The sequence below is a fragment of the Caproiciproducens puteiluti genome (assembly GCF_052442865.1).
In the GTDB taxonomy this organism is placed as follows: Bacteria; Bacillota; Clostridia; order Oscillospirales; family Acutalibacteraceae; genus Caproiciproducens.
This window is the reverse complement of the sequence record NZ_CP194790.1, coordinates 1689306-1712603: the sequence shown is the minus strand read 5'-3', so window position 1 is coordinate 1712603 and position 23298 is coordinate 1689306. Positions and strand designations below refer to the sequence as shown.

The 23298-nt window shown below is 52.0% G+C and carries 18 protein-coding genes; 8 read left to right on the top strand and 10 right to left on the bottom strand.

The window, feature by feature from the left end; all coding sequences use genetic code 11:
* Positions 1-16 precede the first annotated feature (16 nt).
* From ACRQU7_RS08215 to ACRQU7_RS08185, 7 genes are all read left to right on the top strand, one after another.
* Entirely contained in the window at positions 17-499 is a 483-nt protein-coding gene (locus ACRQU7_RS08215; protein WP_444645122.1) for a flagellar protein FlgN, read from the top strand.
* A 12-nt stretch (positions 500-511) separates the two neighbouring features.
* Positions 512-2122 carry a flagellar hook-associated protein FlgK gene (gene flgK / locus ACRQU7_RS08210; RefSeq protein WP_444645120.1) on the top strand — a complete coding sequence of 537 codons (1611 nt, stop codon included), beginning with the start codon at positions 512-514 and terminating at the stop codon, positions 2120-2122.
* Positions 2123-2152: 30 nt separating this feature from the next.
* Positions 2153-3505, top strand: coding sequence for a flagellin N-terminal helical domain-containing protein (locus ACRQU7_RS08205; RefSeq protein ID WP_444645118.1), 1353 nt, complete (start codon positions 2153-2155; stop codon positions 3503-3505).
* Between the two features lie 29 nt (positions 3506-3534).
* The gene (locus tag ACRQU7_RS08200) at positions 3535-4143 is read left to right on the top strand and encodes a DUF6470 family protein (RefSeq protein ID WP_141825034.1); all 609 of its coding nucleotides are present in this window, start codon (positions 3535-3537) and stop codon (positions 4141-4143) included.
* Positions 4144-4206: 63 nt separating this feature from the next.
* Positions 4207-4638: a flagellar assembly protein FliW gene (gene fliW, locus ACRQU7_RS08195; RefSeq protein WP_444645116.1), complete on the top strand. Its 432-nt coding sequence runs from the start codon at positions 4207-4209 to the stop codon at positions 4636-4638.
* 12 nt (positions 4639-4650) lie between these two features.
* Positions 4651-4887, top strand: coding sequence for a carbon storage regulator CsrA (csrA, locus tag ACRQU7_RS08190; protein WP_444645114.1), 237 nt, complete (start codon positions 4651-4653; stop codon positions 4885-4887).
* 298 nt (positions 4888-5185) lie between these two features.
* Positions 5186-6673, top strand: a complete 1488-nt coding sequence (locus ACRQU7_RS08185; protein ID WP_444645112.1) for a flagellin N-terminal helical domain-containing protein — start codon at positions 5186-5188, stop codon at positions 6671-6673.
* Positions 6674-6871: 198 nt separating this feature from the next.
* On the opposite strand, the gene ACRQU7_RS08180 is transcribed toward ACRQU7_RS08185, so the two are convergent.
* Together ACRQU7_RS08180 and ACRQU7_RS08175 are read right to left on the bottom strand one after the other, a co-directional pair.
* Positions 6872-7231 carry an endonuclease domain-containing protein gene (locus ACRQU7_RS08180; protein ID WP_444645110.1) on the bottom strand — a complete coding sequence of 120 codons (360 nt, stop codon included), beginning with the start codon at positions 7229-7231 and terminating at the stop codon, positions 6872-6874.
* Positions 7232-7530: 299 nt separating this feature from the next.
* The gene (locus ACRQU7_RS08175) at positions 7531-10470 is read right to left on the bottom strand and encodes an SH3 domain-containing protein (protein ID WP_444645108.1); all 2940 of its coding nucleotides are present in this window, start codon (positions 10468-10470) and stop codon (positions 7531-7533) included.
* A 378-nt stretch (positions 10471-10848) separates the two neighbouring features.
* On the opposite strand from ACRQU7_RS08175, the gene eno reads away from it, so the two are divergent.
* Positions 10849-12129, top strand: a complete 1281-nt coding sequence (gene eno / locus ACRQU7_RS08170; protein WP_444645106.1) for a phosphopyruvate hydratase — start codon at positions 10849-10851, stop codon at positions 12127-12129.
* Between the two features lie 402 nt (positions 12130-12531).
* Here eno and ACRQU7_RS08165 read toward each other — a convergent pair whose 3' ends face one another.
* The 8 genes from ACRQU7_RS08165 to ACRQU7_RS08130 all read right to left on the bottom strand — a co-directional run bounded on the left by ACRQU7_RS08165 (position 12532) and on the right by ACRQU7_RS08130 (position 23286).
* Positions 12532-14541, bottom strand: coding sequence for a methyl-accepting chemotaxis protein (locus ACRQU7_RS08165; RefSeq protein WP_444645104.1), 2010 nt, complete (start codon positions 14539-14541; stop codon positions 12532-12534).
* Positions 14542-14818: 277 nt separating this feature from the next.
* Positions 14819-15589: a 5'/3'-nucleotidase SurE gene (gene surE / locus ACRQU7_RS08160; RefSeq protein ID WP_444645102.1), complete on the bottom strand. Its 771-nt coding sequence runs from the start codon at positions 15587-15589 to the stop codon at positions 14819-14821.
* Between the two features lie 82 nt (positions 15590-15671).
* On the bottom strand, positions 15672-17102 hold the full coding sequence (locus ACRQU7_RS08155) for an FGGY-family carbohydrate kinase (RefSeq protein WP_038323708.1): 1431 nt from the start codon (positions 17100-17102) through the stop codon (positions 15672-15674).
* Positions 17103-17181: 79 nt separating this feature from the next.
* The gene (locus tag ACRQU7_RS08150; RefSeq protein WP_444645099.1) at positions 17182-17964 is read right to left on the bottom strand and encodes an SDR family oxidoreductase; all 783 of its coding nucleotides are present in this window, start codon (positions 17962-17964) and stop codon (positions 17182-17184) included.
* A gap of 306 nt (positions 17965-18270) precedes the next feature.
* Positions 18271-18846, bottom strand: coding sequence for a glycerol-3-phosphate responsive antiterminator (locus ACRQU7_RS08145; protein WP_038323706.1), 576 nt, complete (start codon positions 18844-18846; stop codon positions 18271-18273).
* Between the two features lie 94 nt (positions 18847-18940).
* Positions 18941-20518 (bottom strand): ABC transporter permease/substrate-binding protein, encoded by a 1578-nt coding sequence (locus ACRQU7_RS08140; RefSeq protein WP_444645097.1) that lies wholly within the window; start codon positions 20516-20518, stop codon positions 18941-18943.
* Positions 20515-21642 (bottom strand): betaine/proline/choline family ABC transporter ATP-binding protein, encoded by a 1128-nt coding sequence (locus ACRQU7_RS08135; RefSeq protein ID WP_444645095.1) that lies wholly within the window; start codon positions 21640-21642, stop codon positions 20515-20517. The genes ACRQU7_RS08140 and ACRQU7_RS08135 overlap by 4 nt, the downstream gene beginning before the upstream one ends.
* A gap of 228 nt (positions 21643-21870) precedes the next feature.
* A complete protein-coding gene (locus ACRQU7_RS08130) occupies positions 21871-23286 on the bottom strand; it encodes an FAD-binding oxidoreductase (protein ID WP_444645093.1) in 1416 nt (471 codons plus the stop codon).
* Between the last annotated feature and the right edge of the window lie 12 nt (positions 23287-23298).

Here is a 23298-nt window from a genome sequence, read left to right as displayed (position 1 = left end):
CGGGTGAACAGAGAGAATGATAGACAAAGAGCTTGCAGAAAAACTGCTGAAATTCCTTCGCGATTACCTGAATTTTTATAAAAGCTTTCTGGAGATCGAATCTGAAAAATACAACGATTTAGCAAACAACAACGTCACGACCCTGGACGCGCACGTCAGAAAAGAAGAGGCGTTCATGCTCAAGGCCAGGGGGCTTGAATTGGAGCGTGACAAGCTGATCGCAAAAACCGGGAGCCCAGAGTCGACCTTCCGGCAGCTGATCCCGATGTTCGAGCCTTCCCTTCAGCCGCAGGCAAAAAGTATTTTTGACGAACTCTCACAGGTGACGCTGAATCTGAAGGAAATCAACCTTCGCTGCAATCAGCTCACCGAGTTAAAACTGCACAGAGTCGAAAAAGAGATCGGTAAACTGAAAAACAATCCCGAACTGCAACGGATATACTCCTCAAAAGCGGAAGAGGGATCCACTCCCCCAAGCATTCTGTCCAAAAAGGTTTAAGGAGGTATTCCCATGTCGTCAACTTTTTCCGGGTTCTATATTGCCAAAAGCGGAATTCAGGCAGCCCGGGCCAATCTGCAGATAACCGGCCAGAATATGACCAATGTAAATACCACAGGCTACACAAGGCAGCGGGTGGACTCCTATTCGGTCGGTCCGACCGGCAGCAACATGCGTTATTCGGGCGGCAATCTTGCCGTCGGCAACGGCGTGTACTGCAGCGGAACCAGTCAGATCAGAGACCCCTATCTGGATATCCGCTACCGCGCGGAACATGCCTATGTGGGCAAAACCGGCGTCCAGCTGGATACCCTGAGCGACCTTGAGGATATTTTCGACGAATCCTCCAAGGACGGACTCAGCGCACAGTTTTCGGACCTGATCACACAGCTGAATACTCTCGCGTCTTCCCCCACCTATTCCAGCGAGAACATTGTCAAGAACTCTGCCATGCTTCTGACCAAGGCGTTTAACAGCGCATCCCAGCAGCTGTCGAAAATCCGAAAAGAGCAGACAAAGTCTTTGCAGGACGACGCGATTACAAAAGTAAATAATCTTCTAAAAAATATAGCGCACTTGAATCAGGAAATCAAAAGCTCGGAAATTTCCGGCACCTCCGCGCTGGAACTGACCGATCAGCGCAATACCATGATCGACGAGCTGTCAAAGTACGCCAATATTGAGGTTTCTACAGAAACTGTAGATGTCGGCTCCGGACGGTCGGTTTCGGAACTGCATATCGACCTTGTGTCCGGCGATCAGAAATTCAGCCTGGTGGCGAACGGGGATTACAGCGAGTTCAGCATGACAACGGACAGCGGCACGGGCTACGTCACCATGGCGCTGAAAGATACCGCCGGAAACGCCGTCCCGGCAAGGGACTCCGACGGCAACATCATCAAAGATGCCGATGACAACCCCATCGCTATGACCAACGCGGATCTGACGGAAGGAGCGTTTGGCGGATATCTTTCCATGCTGAACGAAAGCGGGGAATTTGACTCCGCCTCCGCGGAACGCGGCCTCGGCTATTATGAGAAGATGCTGGACAAGCTCGCCGTGGATTTCGCGGACACGATGAACCAAGCAAACAGTACAAATGCAAGCGGAGATTACAACAAGCCGCTGTTTACCACCACGGACGGCACGTCTACCGCCGGTATCACCGCTGGGAACATCAGTATTTCCACCGCGTGGAGCACCGCGACCAGCTCTTATATCACCGCCACCAAGCAGACGGGCGACGTGGATACTTCCAGCAAAGGCGACAACGTGCTTTACATGATCACCCAGCTTGGCAAAGACAAAACTTACACGACCAATGCCGACAACACGGGAGGCACGACCCTGTTCACCACATCAATCGATTCCTTTATATCGGACTTATCGGTTTCTGTGCTCGCCCTGCAAAAAAGCGACATCAACCGGCAGAACACTACCTATAATTCCACCCTTACGGAAATCGACACGCAAAGAGCCTCCGTATCCTCTGTTGACATCAACGAGGAAGGCATCAACCTGATTATGTACAACCAGTCCCTCACCGCTTCTTCCCGGTTTATGACGACTCTGGACGAGGCGTTGGATACGATCATCAGTAAAATGGGAATAGTAGGAAGATAATCCCTACGGTTTAAAAGGAGGACGGAAGCTATGAGAATCACCATGGGAATGGTCATGAAGCAATATAACACAAACCTTAATCGCTCACTGAATGCACTGAACGCGGCGAACCAGCAGGAATTGACGCTGCGGAAGTTCGACAAAGCGTCGGAAGACCCGTTTTCGGCTTCCAAGGCATTCGCGCTCCGGCGCGAATATCTAAGGAACCAAAGCTATCAGAGCGAGCTGAACGACGCGGCGGATAAGCTTACAACCGCAAACTCCACCTTTCTGACCGTAAAAAAGGTCCTGACAGAGGCGGGGTCGGGCGAGTGCCTTCAGGCCATCAGCGACACCACTTCCGACACCGGACGGAGTGCAATCGCGAAAACGCTCCGCGGGTATCAGCAAACCATTTTAACACAAATGAACACCCAGTTCGGCGACGGATACCTTTTTGGCGGAGCCGATACCAACGACCCTCCTTTTTCCGTCGGCGAAAGTGGGAATCTGCTGTACCGAGGCATCGATGTCAACACAGGCAAAATTGAAGCAGGCTCAACTCTTAGCTATAACGGAGCACAGATCACGCTGGGCGATACGCAGTTTAACGGCTACAAAATTCAGGTGAACACCGCGGATGGAGCCACTCCTTCCGTTTCGGCGGATACCTCTTCTAAAACATTAACTGTTACTCTGCCGACCGGTGCGAAAAACAGCGATATCCTGACGGCGCTGAAAGGTTCCTCTCCCTTGTCAGCCTCGGATAATCCCTCTGTGACTTTCGATCTTTCAAAAGCCGCAATCTCAGGCGATATGAACTGCCCGGTAGACACTTCGGCCCAGACAGCCACGGCGACGGATACCATCGGGGCGGAAGGCCTGAAGAAGCTTGCCAATGAGCAGACCTTTATCAACATCGGTCTGGGGCTCAATACGGAAAGCGGAAGCACGGCAATCAACAGCCAGAGCGTCTATAACTCCGCTATACCCGGCATATCGATTATTGGCTATGGTACATCGGACGGTACGGAAAGCGGCATTTCCAACAATCTTTACACCCTTCTCGGGCAGATCGCCGACAAGCTTGACGGCGGTGAGAATGCCTCTAATTTTACTTATTCTTACGATGAAATAAAGCCCCTTCTGGACAATTTCAACGACCAGAGCGACGCTGTAATCGACAAAATTGCAGAATACGGTTCAAAATCCACTTTTCTTTCGACAACACTGACTAACCTGACATCCATCGGCGATAAAGTCCTTGAAAAAATCGACAGCACCGAATATATTGATTTTGAAGAAGCCGTTACGGCACAGCTCTATCAGCAGTCTTCCTACAACGCCGCTTTAAAGGTAGGCTCACAGATTCTTCAGCCGACCTTTTTGGACTTTATGGATTAGTAATCACGCAGCAGGCGAGGTGAGTTAAAATGGAACAGCTTTTGGATATCATTCATGTTCCCATTTCTTTTGAAATGAAAGTCCACAATGCGAAACTGGAAATATCGGACGACACTTTTTCCCAGCAGGGGATTGTGGATTTTACGGATTTAACCCCTTACACGTCCAGGCTGTATTTCGATACACATGAGTACAAATACAAAGCAAGATCAACCGCCGCGCAAAACCAAACCGACCAGGTTTCCTACGAAGATCAGATTCTGATGTCCATGAGCGGCACCGCCGATCTTGCAAAGGAAGAGAAATCGCTAATGGAGACACAAAGCAGCACAAGCACATTGAGCTCTCTTGCTTTTCAGCATATTCAGCCTACCATCCAAAGCACAATCGGGATTCCTGCTTACCCTGCCGATTTTGACTGGGACACGCAGAGTCTTTCCGTTCAATACGAAACGGACAGGCAGAATTACGAGTGGCTGTCGAAAAACAGGCCGAAGCTGAAATTCACCCCCGCAAGCGTTGAATTTGTCGTGAAGGAATACGCCCGTGTGGAATTCAAATATCTGGGCAAGCCCCAGTACGTTCCTCCGTCGGCCAGCCCCGACTATCAGCCGCCGAAGATGAATGTGACCGCATAATGCAAAATGGATACAGCCCCCTTCGGGAGGCTGTTTTTTCTGACAGCTAACAAGGAGGAAATTATGGACACGAATCAGGCAGAATTACAGAACACGGAAACCGGAGTTCAAAATATCATTTATTTTGAAGAAGGGATCTTAGGCTTTGAGGATATCAAGGAATATCTTCTGTACCATGAAGAGGAAAATGGGATTATCTGGAGCCTGCAGGCCGCCCACAGCGACATTCCCTCCTTCGTGGTGGTGGATCCCTACCCGATCGTCAATGACTACAGTCCTGTTTTCCCCCAGTCGGAACTGGATTATTTCGGAGAAACGGACGCAGAAAACCTCTGTGTTCTGGTAGTGGCGGTCATCAAACCGAATTTGAGCGAATCCGTCATTAACCTGAAAGCGCCGATTGTGATCGACGTCAACACCAAAAAGGCGAAACAGATTATTTTGGAAAATTCAGATTATCCCATCCGCTATCCATTATTCAGCGACAAAAGATAGGAGGCGTTTCCGATGCTCGTCATCAGCCGAAAAGTCTCCGAATCCATTATCATTGGAGACAACATTGAAATTATTGTATCCGAAATCAGCGGCGACCGCGTCAAAATCTGCATCAACGCGCCAAAGGAAATTCCGATCATCCGCAAAGAGCTTTGGGAGACCCGCGCCATGAATGAGGAAGCCAGCGTGGCGCCTAAAAAGCAGGCCCTTGATCAGCTGAAAAAGGCTTTGCAGAAAAAGCCTGAATGAACTCCCGAACTCCTTCCGTCGCGCCCGGCGCGACACCTCCCTCAAAGAGGGAGGCAAAGGAAAGGAGTCACGAGTTAAGAAAATTTTTCGAAATTCTGCAAAATACCCTAAACTTTTCCAGATTCATACCGAAATATCAGTTGTAAGCAAAAATTTACAATCGCATCTTTTTTCTGCCGCGACAGGGCCCGTCGGGGCAGAGATCCAACCGCACAGCAAAGAACATGGACGTTCTTTCAAAAAGGCGTGACCGGCTTTTTGCCGCACGTACTAAACAAAATTCAGGAGGAAAAAAATTATGCGTATTCAACACAATATTGCAGCCCTAAATGCAAACAGAATGCTGGCCAGCAACAACAACGCCGTCAGCAAGAACCTTGAGAAGCTGTCTTCCGGCTACCGCATCAACAGCGCCGCCGATGACGCCGCAGGCCTTGCGATTTCCGAGAAAATGAGAAGCCAGATCCGTGGATTGGATCAGGCCGAAAACAACGCAAACGACGGTATCTCCCTTGTACAGACTGCTGAAGGCGCTCTGAATGAGACCGCTTCCATTCTGCAGAGAATGAAAGAGCTGGCCACTCAGTCCTCTAACGGTACTTACCAGAACGACGTCGACCGTGAGAACATCAGCAAAGAAGTTACTGCTCTGTCTAAGGAAATCGACAGAATTTCTTCTTCCACTAACTTCAACAAAATCAACCTGTTGGACGGTACTCTCGGTACATCGGAAATCACAGAAACTTCCTCAGTAGCAACAGTTGCAACCGTTCCGGCTACAAAAGGAACATTTACTGTAGTTGCTGCTGCAGCAGCTACAAAGGATTTGGAAACATCTTATGTTGTCAACTATCTTGATTCCAATGGCAAACAGCAAACCACTACTGTTAAGTACACCGATGATGGTTCTCTGGGAGGAACACCGGGTACTCCTGATGCAGGGTCAACCGCACAGACAATTCTCGCCGCTTTAAACTCTAATACAGATATTTCGTCTAATTTCAATGTAAGCATTGATAGCAATAATAAAGTAATTTTTGAGGCAAAAACGGCCGGCGAGGATAAAGCCACTATCCTATCCGCTAAAAACGCTTCTACTGATCTTACTGTTACAAATAACAATACTGATAAAAATGAATCCTCTACCATCACATTTTCTGGCACAGCTGTTGCTGGCGATACTATTTCTATCGCCGGTAAAACCTATGAATTCCAAGCAGAAAGTAATATTTCCAAGGTCAAGGCTGGTAATATCGCTGTTGTTCTCGGTACTAGTGCCACTGATTCAGCAACAAATCTCACAGCTACTTTGAAGGAATACGGCATCAGTTCTGCAAGCAATCTCGCTGGAGTTGTTACGATTGCTGATATGACAGAGGTTGGCGGCAAAGGCCTTACTCTCCAAATCGGCGCAAGCGCTTCTGAAGATCAGCAGGTTTCGCTGAACATTGCTAGCATGAGTTCCAAGGGCTTAGGCATTGACAAGATTTCTGTTGCTAATCAGGATTCTGCAAATGCAGCTATCGACACCATCGAAGCCGCTATCAACACGGTTTCCGGCACAAGAGCCGACCTTGGTGCACTGCAGAACAGACTTGAGCACACTGTAAACAACCTGGGTACCACTAGCGAGAACCTGACTTCCGCTGAGAGCCGTATCCGTGACGTTGACATGGCTGCTGAGATGATGGAAATGACCAAGAACAACGTTCTTGCTCAGGCCGCTCAGTCCATGCTTGCTCAGGCAAATACACAGCCTCAGAACGTTCTGAAACTCTTACAGTAATTCATTCATTATTCCTACAGCATATTACTTCATTTACAAAGCGCCCACGGACAATGTCCGAGGGCGCTTTTCGCGTTGCAGTGTAACTCCCTCCGTCACGCCGGGCGCGACACCTCCCTCTTTGAGGGAGGTGAAGAAAAGGCCCCCTCTCCGAGGGGGCTGGCAGGCGTAGCCTGACTGGGGAGTCTCCGAAAAGAGTCAGCAAAGCCGCTCCTTAACTTTCCTATCAATTGCCTGACATACGCCTTCAAACTGCTTTTGTACCTCCCTATTGGAAAAGCGGAGGACTTCCAGAGAATATGCATTTAAAACGTTGGTTCGAACTTCATCATACTCCATTCCTACTGTGGTATAATGCTGTCCTCCATCCAATTCGATCACTAATCCCGCTTTGTGACAATAGAAATCCGCAATGTAGCCGTCGATGACCTTTTGGCGTTGAAATCTGACCGGATACATCCGCAGAAAATCATACCATAATCTGTTTTCTGTCTCCGTAGCGTTTTTGCGCAAGTCCCTTGCCGCTTGTATCAAGTGATGCTTATAAGGCAAGGACATTAATTTCACCCCGTTTCAAACTCTGTACTCCTTCCGTCGCGCCGGGTACGGACCTAGCTCCCGAACTCCTTCCGTCGCGCCGAGCGCGCCACCTCCCTCAAAGAGGGAGGCAAAGAAAAGGCCCCCTCCCAGAGGGGGCTGGCAGGCGACAGCCTGACTGGAGGAGTCCCCACCTAGTTCCCGAACTCCCTCCGTCGCGCCGAGCGCGCCACCTCCCTCAAAGAGGGAGGCAAAGAAAGGCCCCCTCCCAGAGGGGGCTGGCAGGTGCAGCCTGACCAGGGGGAGTCCGTTCCAAACCTTTAGCTCAGTCCCGCCGCCGCGTTGGGATAGGTGTAATTGTAACGGTTGAACTTCACCGCTTCATAATCGCCGTAATTGTATACGTTCGCTTCGCCGAGCCTTCTGTAGAACAGGCCGGCATAGAACTTGCCGCCCGCCTGATTCCAGCGGATCAGGTCGGAACCGAACGCGTTGGCGTTGGTGTAATTAAGGTCATGGGTCAGGGAGTCGGAGTTGGACAGGTTGATGTATCCGGAATTGACCCAGCCGGTGCTTCCACTGGAAAGCTGTACCTTATACCAGCCGTCCTTCGTGTTGGCGAAGTTGCATTCGGTCACATTGAGCGAAGTACCCGACAGCACACTGCAGACCTCGTTCCCGCTGATACTGGGCTGATCCCTGACGATAGTGTCTTTTGTCACAGTCGCCGCAAGCGTTTCCCCGGAGAAGAGCGCCGGCGGAACCACCGCGTTTTTCATAATCCTTCTGAAATCCATCTCCGCGCTGCTGTTGAAATAGCCTGCGCCGACATTATAGGCAAAGCTGATTAAGCAGTCGGCCTGATTCTGGCTCATCAGGAAATGATTGTTCTGAATCATTTTATTCAGTTCGGTGGTGTAAGAGGAATTATTGATCTTATTGACCAGAAGCGACCATGCTTCCGTCTCCGTCATATTGTTGTAGAAAATCGCATTTGCCCCGAAGGTGCAGCCATACCCGATTGTAGGCACCTGATTCGAAGTCAGCTGGTCGGCGTACACGGTCGAGCTGTAGCCCTCCCATTTGGCAATCAGAGAAATCATCTGGTCGCTGGCCCTGCGCTCCTCGCTGGAAGTCGTAACAAAATCCTGCTGGTTGGAAATATACGCGTTGGTGGTGTAGCCCGCAGAACTCATGCTTCCGTTCAGCGACGAATAAGCGGTAAAGGAATAGGTTCCCGCCGCGCTGAAGGTCGTCGTAGCCGTCCATTTTTTCGTATAGGTGTTCTGTTTGGATTCATCCGTGCAGGAATCGGCATTCAGCGCCTTTTTGCTGCCGTCCGGCATCGTAATGACGAACTGTACGCCGTCGCGCGTGGTATCGGTTACCGCGGTCAGCGTTACCGTCGCGCCCGTACTCGCAATATTCGGAGATGCAAACGCGGTCTTTACCGGTTCCGCATCCGTCACGGTGACATTGCAGGTCGCCGTATAGGTTCCCGATTTGGCCGTGATCACGGCGGTACCGTTGGAAACGGCACAGACATATCCGTTTGAAACCGTGGCGACATTCGGATTGCTGCTTGTCCAGCTGATATAGGTCCCGCTCGGGGAAATGCTGGCCTGAATATACAGCGTCTTCCCTACCGGGATGCTCTGGGCTGTGGTGGAAAGCGAAAGCGCGGTAGTGTTCGTTACGTCGTCGGAATAATGCAGCTGAATGTACTCCGAGCTGACATAGCCCGCAACCCCGCTGGCGGTCTGCACCTTGGTCCAGGCCGAATTGGAAGTATCCAGCACCGTCAGGCTCGTCCCCTTCGGCAGGTTTGCCAGGATTTTAGCGCTTGTATCGGGCGATTCCCTGAGCCGCAGCATATCGGCCGTTACGCTCGCACCCGTAACGGTGTGGGAATCGGAGCCTGTATTATCCCCGGTACCGGTATCCGTTCCGGGGTTCGTATTGGTATCCGTGCCGTTATTGTTGTCCGTTCCGGTCTGTGTGGTGGAGATATTCAGGAATTCCTTGCTGCAATAGCCTTCCTTCCCATCGGAAGTCTTGATTTTCGCCCACGATGCATTGGAATTATCCGTCACCGTTACGGTAACACCCTTGGCCAGCGTAACAACGATGCTGTAGCCGGTCCCCGCGCCGCTGCGTACATTCAGGGAAGCGGTCGTCACCGCCGTGGCAGTGCCGGTGGTTCCCGTGGAAGGCGGGGTATTAGTATTCGTGTTCGTTCCGGTGGAAGTACTGATATTCAAATACTGCTTGCTGCAATAGCCTTCTTTCCCATCCGAAGTCTTGATTTTTGCCCAGACGGAATTGGAATTATCCGTTACTGTAACGGTAACGCCTTTTGCCAGCGTGACAACGATCCCGTAGGTAGTTCCCGCACCGCTGCGCACATTCAGGGAAGAATTGGTTACCCCCGTAACAGTGGCGGTTCCCGTTCCCGTGGAAGGAGGGGTATTGGTATTCGTATTCGTTCCGGTGGAAGTGCCGATTTTCAGATACTGTTTGCTGCAGTACCCCTGTTTGCCGCTGGAGGTCTCCACCTTTGCCCACTGGGCGTTGGAGTTGTCCAGCACCTTTACGGTCGTCCCCTTGCTGATGGTCAGTATTACCTTATAATTGGCACCCGCGCCCTCACGCAGGTTAAGATAGTCCGTAGTCAGCGCAGAAGCCGACGACGCAGTGGAACCGGTATTGGCGGAGCCCGTATTTGTCGTTGTACCGGAGCCGGACGAGGAGGACACGTTTAAAAATTCCTTACTGCAATACCCCTGTTTTCCGTCCGTCGTCTGCACCTTCAGCCAGGAGGGATTGGAGCTGTCAATCACCTTGATGGAAGTCCCCTTCGGAAGGGTAACGATAATTTTGCTGGTGGTGCCCGCGCCCTCGCGCATATTTAAAGACGCCGTGGTGACCGCGGTCGTCCCGGAAGACGAAGACCCGGAATTGGAAGCGGTACCGGAGATGCTGAGATACTGCTTGCTGCAGTACCCCTGTTTGCCGCCGGAGGTCTGCACCTTCGCCCATGTCGCATTGGAGGAGTCAAGAACCGTGACGGTGACTCCTTTGCTGAGTGTCAGAATCACTTTTTTATCCACACCCGCGCCTTCGCGCAGATTCAAATAATCCGTTGTTTGTGCGGTCGCAGCAGCCGCTACGGAAACAGCCGGCGGCAGGGTGATCATAACACCCGCGGCACAGATCAGCGAAACCGCTCCCGCCGCAATCCGCTTTTTCAGACTTTTCAATTCATTCACTCCAATTATGTAGTATTTATAATACAGACCGGCAGCAGGCCCCGACAGGGAAGGATTTTTCCTTCCTATAAAATACACGCGCTGCCTTATCATCAAATCAGCTCTGGCATCCGTTGACATTACTGGTTCGATTATACCCTAAAAACTGGCAATTATCAAGTTAATATGCCAAATGTTAACAATTTCCGCCCCTTTGGAACGAACGATTTTTTCCGGCTGCCGCATCCAATTTTTTAATCTTTTTTTAACAGAAAAAACCGGAAGATATCGGATCCGTCAATTGACATTTTCAGTAAATTGTGATACTTTTAATGAAAGGCAGTTAGTTTTCGCTAACTGAGATGAAAAAACCATAAGGGGGCAATCAATATGTCTGACTATCGTATTAAAAATATTGTTGCAAGAGAAATTCTGGATTCCAGAGGCAATCCAACGGTTGAGGCGGTTGTAACGCTGAACGACGGCACCGTGGGAACGGGTTCTGTCCCGAGCGGAGCGTCCACAGGCTCGTTTGAGGCCCTTGAGCTTCGCGACGGAGATTCTGCCCGCTACGGCGGAAAAGGCGTCTTGAAAGCGGTCGATCATATCAATACAATCATAAACGAAGCTCTCAGCGGATGGGACAGCACCCGGACCGCGGCCATTGACCAAAAGCTGATTGAGCTTGACGGCACGAAAGAGAAGTCCAAGCTGGGGGCAAACGCCATTCTGGCGGTTTCCCTTGCGGCGGCAAGAGCGGCGGCAAACGCGCTCCATCTGCCGCTGTACCATTTTATCGGCGGCGTAAACGCCGACACTCTCCCCGTCCCCATGATGAACATACTGAACGGCGGAGCGCACGCGGCAAACAACGTAGACATTCAGGAGTTCATGATTATGCCCGTAGGGGCGCCGTCTTTCCGGGAGGGGCTGCGCTGGTGCGCGGAAGTGTTCCATAAGCTTGCGTCCATCCTGAAGGAAAGAGGGTTGTCCACCTCCGTCGGCGACGAGGGCGGCTACGCGCCCAACCTCGACACGGACGAAGAAGCGATCGAACTGATTCTGGAAGCGATCAAAAAAGCGGGCTACCAGCCCTCTACAGATTTTGTTCTCGCGATCGACGCCGCCTCCAGCGAGTGGAAGTCCGGCAGCGGCTATCTGCTTCCGAAGCACCATACCTCCTATACGACGGACCAGCTCATCGCGTACTGGAAGACCCTGAGCCAGAAATACCCGATCCGCTCCATTGAAGACCCGCTGGGCGAGGACGACTGGCAGGGCTGGGAAAAGCTGACGGCGGAGCTGGGCGATTCGGTTCAGCTTGTCGGCGACGATCTGTTCGTTACCAATACGGAAAGGCTGAAGAAAGGGATCAATCTGCACTGCGCAAATTCCATCCTGATTAAGCTGAATCAGATCGGCTCCCTGACAGAAACAATGGACGCCGTGAAGATGGCGCATAAAGCCGGCTATACGGCGATCATCTCCCACCGCTCGGGCGAAACGGAAGACACCACCATTGCCGATCTGGCGGTCGCGCTGAACGCGGGCCAGATTAAGACCGGCGCCCCGAGCCGCAGCGAGCGTGTCTCAAAATACAACCAGCTGCTGCGGATTGAATCCGATCTGGGAGACGGCGCCTGTTTCCCCGGGAACAGCTGCTTTCATTAACAGCTGTTATTCTTCATAATTGATTTCCAGGATGAGACACGAAGCAAACGGATAAAAGCTGTTCCAATAGGTCCGTCCGACGGAATTCACCTGATATCCTAAGCCTCTGAGAAAATTCGCGGCTCTGTATCCAACTTTTTTATCAAAGAATCTGATAATAACCGTTTGCATGCGATCACCTCAATTGAAAAGAATGGATCAATATCAGGATATTCCATAAGCCGCCGTCTGTTTCATAAATTCCGAAAGTAAATAGCGGGAAAGCTGTTGACAAGCAAACCCTTCCCAAAAAATCAGCAAAGCAGGCAGAGTGGACCACTCTGCCTGCTTTTTATAAAATTGAACGACTTTTAATGCATTTGCTTCTTCAAGGGTGACTGCCGTAAACCGACCGGACAGATTTTAATCCGTCCCCTTCTTTAAGCGGAATTTTCCGACAAGCGACCGCATGATCTGCACCTGCGTGGAAAGCTCCTCGCTGGCGGCGGCATTTTCCTCCGCAGTCGCCGAGTTGGTCTGAACCACCGCGGCGATCTGATCGGCACCCTGTGTCACCTGACTGATGGACTCCGCCTGACGGCTTGACGCCTCTGTGATCTGCGCAACTGCATCTGAAACGGATTCTACGCTCTCGACCACCTGAAGAAGGGCTTTCGCGGTCTGGTCCGCAATTTTGGTACCGTTCTCCACCTGCCTGGTGGAATTTTCGATCAAAGCGGTGGTGTTTTTCGCCGCCTGCGCGCTTTTGCTCGCCAGATTACGGACCTCGTCCGCCACAACGGCAAAGCCCTTGCCCGCGGCCCCCGCTCTTGCCGCCTCAACAGCCGCGTTCAAAGCGAGGATATTGGTCTGGAAAGCGATATCCTCAATGGTTTTGATGATTTTCCCGATTTCCCCGGAGGATTCATCGATCTGGGCCATCGCGGACACCATTTCACCCATATGCCGATTGCTGGCTTCTATTTCGGTCCGGACAAGGCTTACATTTTTATTTGCTTCGGCAGCGTGCTCCGCATTCTGTTTGACATGGGTGGAAATTTCGGTAACCGTGGCCGCAAGCTCTTCGACGGAACTTGCCTGCTCCGTCGCGCCCTGGGCCAATGCCTGCGCCCCGTTGGCGATCTGGGCAGAGCTGGAATCCACCTGTGCCGCGGAGCGGCTGATCTCCGTCAGGGTGCCGTTCAGAGAATCCGTGATCTTTTGGATGGAGGCTCTGATAGAAACGAAATCGCCCAGGAATTCCTGCCTGAGCTCAAAATCAAGCTGTCCGTTCGCAATGTTCCCCAGCGCGGCATCAATTTCCGCAATATAATTCTTCATATTCTCTACCGTGTAAAAAAGGGAATTTGCCAAAACCCCGACGTCGTCCTTTGTTTTGACGGAGGGAACTTCGGAGTGAAGGTCGCCGCGGGAAAGCAGTTCCAGCCGCTGGCTGAGTTTTTTCAGCGGAATCTGGATCGCGTCCGTAAATTTCCATACGGCAGCCAAGCCGATCAGCAAAGTCAGGAACGCAATCAAAAGCACGGCGGTGGAAATGCTGAAGCTCGCGGCGTCAATCTCCTTCTGGGGAATCATCGCTATGACCTTCCAGCCCGTATTGGGAGAGGTGTAAACATTGGTAAGGAATTTCTCCCCGTCCAATCCGGTGCTCTTTACCCCATCGGTTATCTTCCCCGCATTCTCCAATCCCGTAATTTTCAGCTCTTCGATTTTCTTTAGGTTATGCTCCTTGTCCATGGAGTCGGAAATAACGGTTCCGTTCTGATGGACGAGGATCAGATATCCGCTCTTTCCGATCTTCACCTGATTGAGCATTTCCGTCATGGAATTCAGGTTGACGTCAATTCCGGAAACGCCCAGAAGATCATTGCCGTCGTATACCGCTTTGACCAGGCCCAGGATAATATTACCGTCGTTCTCGTACGGCTCCGTATACACATATTTCCCCTTGCCCGTAATCGCGGTCGTGTAAAAAAGCCGCTGTGTGGGGTCGTAATTCGGCACTACCGCCCCGCCCTCCGGGCTCTGCATATATTCCTTGCTTTCCAGCCCGTAATAGACATAGGTGACATAGGGATGCGCCTGCCGGAAGGAGTCGAAGGACTGGAAAATTTCCTGCTCCATCCCGCCCGCTTTGGACGACCGGAGCACCCTGTCGTCGTTTTCCCCTTTGTTCACATAGCTGGTCAGATGCCCCTTCGACGCTTTCATCAGGCTTGCCGGCGCCATATAGTCAAGATTGTACTGAATCTCTGAAAAAAAAGTCTCCATGTTCTTATCGGCCAGCTTCAGCTGCTGGCTGCTGGACTCGACGTACTGCGACTGAATCTGGTTGGGCAGTATAAACAGGGACATCACTGCAAAAGGAACTGCAATCACAATGGCAAAAATGATGCTGAGCTTTTTCTTCAAACTGGATTTTTTAACTGATTTGTGAGATTCTTCCCGAACTGTTGCGGAACGTTTAAAGAAATGAAACATTCTACTTTTCAACCTTTCATCAATATACTTTTCCGGAAAAGGGCTTTCAGGAAAAAAATACCAAATCGGGAATGCATAAAAAAAGAGGCGGTTTATCGCCGCCTCAATCATCATTTCCCGTTTTGCATTCCTCAACTGTTGGCCAAAGCCTTTATAAATGAAAATTGCCGCGTTCCTGCTGTGTGCCTGTCTTCTTCTCCGGATTCTTTTAAACCGCTGTCATATTCCAGGTCATTGGCGTAATGGAAATTGCCTTATCTATGTAAACGGCATAGATATCGCTGTCCGGCTCCAGGGTATCCATATTGACGGACAGCCGGGATTTCAGTTCAAATCTCTTTGAAAAATCCCGCTCCCCCGGCCGTATAAAACAGAAATAGTTCTGATGGCTCTGCCGCGTAATATGATAATGCCCCGCATCCCGCAGCTGGTCGGGAATATTGATATTCAGGACGGTGGCTTTGTTGGGCATGCCGTCTTTCAGCACGGACTGCGCCGCTCTTCCGGTGATTTCCGCCGCGGCGCTCCAGTCCGCCGGACTGTAATCCGTTTTTCTCTGCAGCTGCAGCGGGATTTGCAGGGAGGATGCAATGGCGGGAATTTCATGGGAATTCGCTTCAAACGCGGCACCCAAGGTTCCGCTGCAGGTAACAATGGTGCCGAGGTTTTCCCCGTAATTGATACCGCTGACGCACAAATCCGGTTTGCGGTTTGCAAGCTCCAGCACGGCATGAGCCACCGCGTAGGCGGGCGACCCGTGCACGGCGTAGGCTTTTGTCCGCACTCCGCAAATCATCAGGGTGGTCGTTTCAATGATCCCCAGGTCTTCCGTGCGGGGAAAAGCGCGGCCCATGCTGGTCTGCTGGCGATGCGGCGCAACAATGAGCAACTCGCCCAAATCGGCAACCGCTTCCGCCGCCGCGCGCAAACCCGGAGAATATATTCCATCGTCGTTCGTGATCAGAATCAAAGGTTTCATATCGTTCCCCCGCGCTTAGCCGAAAGTGGGCAGAAATACTGCAGTCGCTCTGCAGTATTTCTGCAATGTCTGTTAAAATCGGTTAACTGAAAATTTCATAGGAGCGCTTCAGGAGGTCATCCGTACATTTTGTAATGTCGCGATAGACCGCGTTCGCCCTCGTATATTTCTCGGTATTCTGCAGATCGGGCCGGAAGGTGTCGCGCATGCGGACCATATGGGCCACAGCCTCGTCAAAGGTTTTGTAAGCCCCGACTGCGACGGCGGCACAAATTGCCGAGCCGACCGCCGCGGAACCATTCACCACGTTGCGCGACGCGGGAATCCCGAAAACATCGGAGAAAATCTGCATGAACAGATCGCTGTTGGAACCACCGCCGGAAATAATGATATTATCCAGCTTAAGGTTAAGCTCCTCGCACATCTCGTCCACACGGCTCTTCATGGTCATGGCAATGCCTTCCAGAATGGAACGGTACATATGCGCGCGGCCGTGGCGCCCGTCAAAGCCGATCATGATTCCCTTTTTGAACGGCTGGTCCGCGGGAGCCAAAAAGTCGAGAACGGTCATCAGGCCGTCGCTTCCGACGGGGACCTCTTCCGCTTCCCTGCTCATCAGCTCTTCCGCAGACATGCCCATGGATCGGGCTTTCTCCGCGTAGCTGTCGCCCAGTACGTTCTTGAACCAGCTGACCGTCCACATGCCGCGGCGGATGCCGTTGCTCTCATACAGGTACTGGTTTGGAACGGAAGCGAAGTTGCTCCAGAAATTCACGGTATTCTTTGGATTGTCGTGGCCCTGAGCCATTGCGGCAATGTAGGTGCCCAAGGAGATCAGCGCCGTCTTTTCGCCGGTGCAGCCCGCGCCCAGCGCCTCAACCGCCTTGTCGTTCGCGGTTGCCACGACCGGAAGCCCTTCCGGAATCCCGGTCGCCTCGGCGGCTTCCTTCGTCACATAGCCAAGGATCGTGCCGGGCATCTGCAGATGGAACAGCATGTCGCGGGTAAGATTGTATTCGGCAATCTTCTGATCGTCCTCATACCACTGCCATGTGTCCGTATCCATCGGCCAGACGCCCTGATAGTTGGCGGCCGTATCGTTAAAATTGCCGGTAAAGCGATGGGTAATATAACCGGAGGAAGTGGTGACATAAGCGATTTCGTCGCTGACCTGCTCATGTACGCGGGAAACGCGCTGATCCATCCAGCTCATCACCGGGGAATACAGAGAACCGTCCTTTTTCAGGAGCGCCCGGCAGAACCGGATGGTGCAAAGCCCGACCGCCATGATGTCCTTGACGTCGCCGTCAAATTTCGCCAGCGTCTTTTTGCTGGCAACCGCAATGGAATCCCACAGATCGTCATCGGGATGCTCTACGATCCCCGGCGACGGCAGATTGACCGGCCTGAGGTTTTCTTTCTCTTCGCAGACAATATTCCCTTCCAGATCAAAAATTACGATTTTAGAACTCTGAGAACCGCCGTCGACGGCTAAAATGTATTTTTTACTCATACCAAACCTCTACTGCCTTTCGGATAGTGTTGGGGCGGGGAGAAAACCCTCTCCCCACCGCGCTATAAAAACCGGTCAATCAGCGAACCAGGTAGCCGCCGTCGACAACAAGCAGCGTGCCGGTAACATAGTCGGACGCGTGGCTGGCGAGGAACACGGCGGTTCCCATCAGATCCTGTCTTTCACCCCAGCGGTTGGCCGGAATATGGTCAAGCACTCTCTGGTTGGTAACAGGGTTGCTGCGGGTTTCCACGGTGATGTTGGTTGCGTAGTAGCCGGGAGCAATACCGGTAACCTGAATGTTGTATTTGCCGAGCTCGTCCGCATACGCTTTTGTCAGACCCGCAATACCGTGCTTCATAGCGGCATAGGCCGGTGAGCCGAGTCCGCCCAGATAGGAGAACAGCGAGCAGATGTTGATGATCTTGCCGCTCTTCTGCGGGACCATGTATTTGGCGGCCTCATGGCTCAGTTCAAAAGCCGCGGTAAGGCCGGTCGCAATCATCGGATCCCAGTCGGCACGGTCGAAGTCCAGAACGTCGTTCAGTTTGCAGATACCGGCACAGTTTACCAGAATATCGATGCTGCCGAACTGTTTGACACAGGCTTCAATGACTTTCGCGGGAACGCCTTTCTCAGTAAGGTCGCACTTCATAAAGCCCATCTTGCTGCCGGCTTCCTCAATCAGCTTCTGCGTGGTTCCGTCGTCCTCCAGAAAGCTGGCGACGAACACATTTGCGCCCGCCTTTGCCAGCGCCAGTGAAAAACACTGTCCAAGGCCGCTGTTGCCGCCGGTAACGACCGCGTTCTTCCCTTTCAAGCTGAAGAAGTCCAAAGAAAAATCATTGATATCGTAGCTCATAATGTTTACCTCCATTGTTTATGTATTGTGTTTGTGAGACGAAGAGCCGCACCGCCGAGCAATATCTGCACACTATACTGTTCCCGATACTTTTTTCCGTACGCGTGAAATAAAATAAACATTCACGCAACAAAAAAAGCAGCTTCAAGACAGCATAACGCTGTGTTGAAGCTACTTTCTCTTCATCTCTTAGTAACTGTGTTCAGTATAAAGAATATACCTCTGTTTGTCAATGCTATTTTGTGCGAATTTTTTAGCATATTTTTGTACAATTTGCAGAACCGGTCTCTCTAAAAGAGGATGTGTTCAGTCACGCCAGATTTCCTGATTGGTGGTGGATATGGCGATCGCCCCTGCGCTGAGCGCGCCGATCACGTCGTCCTTGTCGAGAATCAGCCCGCCCGCAATCACGGGACGATCTATCTCAGCACACAGGTACCGGATGACCTTCGACAAACCCGCCGGAAGCAATTCCACCACATTCGGATTGGTGACACGGACATGCTTGACCACATTGGCATAGGTAATAAAATCAATCATAAAAAAACGCTGGATCGTGAACAGGCCCAACTCATTGGCACGCTTGATCAGAAACGGCTTTGTACTGATGATGCCGTCGGCCTCCGTGTATTTCTGGATAAAGTCCACACAGATCTCTTTGCTGGCGAAGCCCGTAATGAGATCAACATGCACAAAAACGATTTTCTCCATTTTCTTCAGTTCTTTGACGATATCGGCAATGGTGCAGATATCCCCGAACAGAACGTTGACCATCTTGCAATCCACGCTTCCGCACTTCTCTACGGCTTCCCACTTGTTGACTGCCGCTATTACCGGACAGATTTCCGTGTTTTCCAAGAACTCTTCCGTTGTTAATTTCATATTGCACCTCTGCTTGTCGATTTGGATTTCCATTCGGCAACTGGTTTTTCAGTTCGGTTTATTATACCACGGCCCCCCTGTTTATACAAATTTTTCACAGCAGTCCTTTGCTCTTTAAGAAGTTGAGCGCTACGTCCTCCGGGGACTGGCCTCCCTGATCGACAAGGTAGTTGAGGTCCCGCATGGATTCGTCATCCAGAAGCCCCGTCATCAGGTCGATAACATCCTTGACCTCCGGGTATTCCAGCAGGACCGATTCGTTGATCATCGGGATGGCATAATAGGAAAGAAGGGCGTTTTTGTCGTCCTCAAGGACCTTGAGCTGATAGGTTTTCAGCAGGCCGTCCGTGGCGTAAGCCGTCAGGACGTCGCATTTCTTACTCGCAATGGCCGGGTAGCCCAGCCCGCCCTCCATGGGTGAGGACTCTTTGAATTTCAATTTATCGTAAGCGGCATATAAGGCGGCAACCCCGTCCTGTCGGTTGTTGAATTCGATGGTAGGCGAAAAAATCAGCTGGCTGCTGGCTTTTTCCAGATCGGAGATGGTATTCAGACGATATTTGTCGGCCGTCTCCTGACGGACCGCCAGCACAAACGAATTGCTGAATCCGATGGGGTCCAGTACCTCGATGCCCTGCTTGGCCATCAGCTCCTTAACGGTGGTATAAATATGCTGCTTGTCGGTGGACGAGCCCTGTTTGAGCAGGCTGCCGTAAGCGGTGCCGGTGTACTCGATATACATGTCGATATGACGGCTTTTCAGCGCGTTATAGCAGATGTCGGTGCTGCCCAAGTTCAGGTCCCGAACAACCTTGATATCCGTTTTGTCCTCGATCAGATCGGCATAGATATTTCCCAGAATCAGTTGTTCGGTGAAGTTCTTGGAACCGACGTGGATCACCTTCCCTTCGGCCTTATTGATGGGAGCAACCGAACCGATAATGATCGCAACCATAACGGCGAGCGCCGCGGTGGAAACGATCCAGCGCTTTCTCTTGTGGCGCCGGACTTTTTCCTTATTCATATCGACCGTCGGATGAATCAGGTTGACCGGGGTCACGACCTTTTCAAGGAAACCGACGACGAAGTCGACCACCAGAGCCAGAATGCACGCCGGGATAGCGCCGCTTAGAATCAGATAAGTATTGCTGGTCTGGATACCGGAGTAGACCAGATACCCCAGCCCGCCCGCGCCGATAAAGGCCGCGATGGTCACAAAGCCCACCGCGTTGACCGCGGCGATACGGATACCGGCCATAATCACCGGGAGCGCAAGCGGGAGCTGGACCCTTCCCATGACCTGTCCCTGGGTCATACCGATGCCCTTCGCCGCCTCCAGCGTGTCGGGGTCTATATTGTTCAAACCGATACAGGTGTTTTTCACAATGGGCAGCAGAGAATAAATCACCACGCAGAAAATGGCGGGAGCCGTACCGATGCCGAGATACGGAATCAAAAATCCCAGCATGGCAAGGCTGGGGATCGCCTGCACAATATTCGTCATCCCAAGCACCGGCTTTGCAAGCCTTGGCGAATGACTGATGAGAATTCCGACGGGAATACCGATCAAAACCGCGATTCCCACGGACAGAATCGTTAAGTGGATATGGTCGAGCAGCAGGGACAGGACCTGTTCGCGGATGTTCCAGAAGCTCGTAAAAAATTCCGTCATCGTTCACCCTCCGTATCGACAAATTGCTGACTTAAGACAGTCATCAGATTCTTGGATGTAATCAGGCCGATCAAGCGGCTCTCCCCGTCCACAACGGGCACGAAATCCAGCTGGCGCTCACGGATATAAGCGAGAATTTCCAGCAGGTTTTTTTCGGGAGCCGTCGTTGGGAATTCCGTTTTCATGATTTTTCCGACCGGCTGGGTACGGTCGGCCTGCTTCTGAATATCGGTTCCGTACGCGATTCCTACCAGACGCTTTTCCGAATCGGTAACCGGCATCGCGTTGATTTCGTTGGCTCCCAAAAGCTCCGCGCATTCCTCCAAAGAGGTATCCGGGGTGCAGCTGACGGGATTCGCCATCATAATATCCCTGACGCGTATCAATTCCGGGGTGTTCCAGATTCTCTTCTTCCCCACAAAGCTGGAAATATAGTCATTTGCCGGATTCTTCAATATATTTTCCGGAGTATCGTATTGAATGATGCGCCCTTCGTCAAGAATGCAGATGCGGTCGGCTATTTTGATCGCTTCGTCCATGTCGTGCGTGACAAAGACAACAGTCTTTTTCAGCCGGGTCTGCAGCCCGACAAGCTCGGACTGGAGTTGCGCCCGGGTAATCGGGTCCAGCGCGGAGAACGGCTCGTCCATCAGAACGATTTTCGGATCGGAGGCAAAGGCTCTGGCAACGCCGATTCTCTGCAGCTGGCCGCCGCTCAGCTGCGAGGGGTAGCGGTACAGATAAGCCTCCGGGTCCATACCCACGATTCTCATCATCTCGGAAGTGACATGGTCTCTTTTCTCCGCATTCATTCCTTCTATCTGCAAAATGATCTCTATGTTATCCTTTACCGTCATATGGGGAAAAAGACCGGTCTTCTGAATGACATAGCCTATCTTCCTGCGCAGTTTCACAGTGTCCAGCTGGGCAATATCCTGATCGTCGATCAGGATCCTCCCGGAAGTGGGGCGTGTCAGTTTATTGATCATTTTCAGCGTTGTGGTTTTCCCGCATCCGCTCGGCCCGACCAAAACGACCATTTCCCCATCCTGAATTTCAAAGTTCAGGCCCTTGATTACTTCCCCCTGTTTAAATGCCTTCGTTACGTTTTCAAATCGGATCATAGGGGCACCTCCTCCACAGATTTTACGATTTGCAAGCGCCAAACGCTTGTCCGCCTTTTCAGTTCCGGCTCAGGCAACGTTCTCTATTCCAGCCGGTCAATCCTCTTGGGAATCATTTCATACAGATCTTCCATCATAAAAATATAAAAACAGCAAATCAAGGAAGGATCAATTCCTATTGTCCCGCCATTTTCATTTCCCTATACTGCGTGTACAAGGTGGTTTTTATCAAAACATATTGCCGGGATTCCAGAAACCCTCCGGATCATACCGTTTTTTCAGTTCGCGCATCCGCAAAAGCGCGGCGTCATCCGCCGGAATCCAATGCCGTTTAACTTTGCCGACACCGTTTTCCCTGACAACACAGCCGCCGAAAGCAGCCGCCTCATGCAGAATCCAGCGCATCCATGCCTCGCACTGCCGCTGCTCTGAAGAATCCTTCGGAAAGAGGTTGCAGTGCACATGATTTTCCCCGATATGGCCAAAAATGCAGTGCGCGGGCCTGAGGTCTCTCAGACAGTCCCCATACCACTCCATCACCCGGGTAAACGGCTTTCCGGGAAAGGAAATATCGGTGGAAAGCTTGGTGATTTCCGGATGGTTCCGGTGGTTTTCCCCCACCACGAGATTGACCGTTTCCGGGATTGCGTGACGAAAGTCCCGCAGAGACTCGATTTCCTTTTCACCGGATACCGCCCATGCGCGGTCCGGGTCGCTTCCGCACTGCATCGCCCGTTCCATCAGGGCTTCCGCCACAGCCTCGATTTCGGATTCCTCCCCCGCAATTTCCAGATAAATCATCGCGTGAAAGGCCGGATCGACGGGTGGAATACTGTCGAGACTGCCCAGCAGTTCTTTTTTCTGCTCTATGAGCCGGAGGGAATCCCCGTCAATATACTCCGCCACGGTCACCCGCGCTTTTTCCGACCCCACCGGGTCGCTCTGCAGCTCGTCGGCAAAGCGCCACGCGTCGCGCGGGCTTTCAAAAAAGAAGGCGATGCCCCACTGCTCCGCGGGACAGGGCATCAGGCGGAGAGTCAGAGCGGAGAAAACGCCGAGCATCCCCTCGCTGCCGAGAAACGCGTCCAGCTCATCGAGCCGTTCGCCGTTTACTTCTAGAAAATGTTCCCCTCGGCGGATATCCCGCACGGTACCGTCGGCCAGAATCACGCGCGCCGCTTCAAAGTACTGCCTGGCGTCCCCGTAAGCATAAGCACAGATTCCGGAAGCCGCCATTGCGGCTGCGCCGCCGACCGTCGCGGTGGCCTCCGTCGGTTCTGGCGGCCAGAAAAGACGGACGGGTCCTCCCAGCCTTGCAATCGACTGCTTCAGCTCCGACAGGCGCAGACCGGGCTCCACCGTCAGCAAATATTTTCCGTCCGTTTCGGAATATTCCAGTACCCGGCTGCAGTCGGCCACATTCATCAGATGTCCGCTCAGCGGCACTCCGCTGCCGACAATGCCGGTTTTGCCCCCCTGTACCGTCACCGGAATCCGCTGCTCGCGCAGTTCGCCGAGGATCGCACAGATTTCTTCCTCGCTGCGCGGAAACGAAATACTCTGCGCGCCTCCGGAAAACTGGGACTCATCGCGAATATATTCCGTATACGATTCGTCCATAGGAAAAATTGGACGGCTGTTCATGAAATCATACCC